The organism is Acinetobacter sp. ANC_7503 (genome assembly GCF_056780035.1).
In genome coordinates, this window is record NZ_JBWYJA010000046.1 from 1 (window position 1) to 231 (window position 231).

1 protein-coding gene is annotated in these 231 nt (G+C 46.3%); it reads left to right on the plus strand.

The window, feature by feature from the left end:
- The coding region (locus tag AC1M9M_RS14895; protein ID WP_481596722.1) for a GA-like domain-containing protein at nt 1–231 on the plus strand (231 nt) is incomplete at both ends.

Below are 231 nucleotides of genomic sequence, written 5' to 3' on the forward strand. Positions count from 1 at the left end.
ATGCACTTCCAGAAGGAGCAGACAAAGACGCATTGGATGCACGCTTAGATGATCTAGTCGACATCATCTTACCAACAGTAAATGATGAAAATGAAGATGGTGTGGATGATGCAGTTGCAGCACTTGAAGAAGCGACAGAAGCAGTAGAGGCGGCTGAAGCAGCATATGCTGAGGCAGAGCAAGCACTAGCAGATGCCGAATCAGATGGTTTAATCACGCCAACAGAACTTA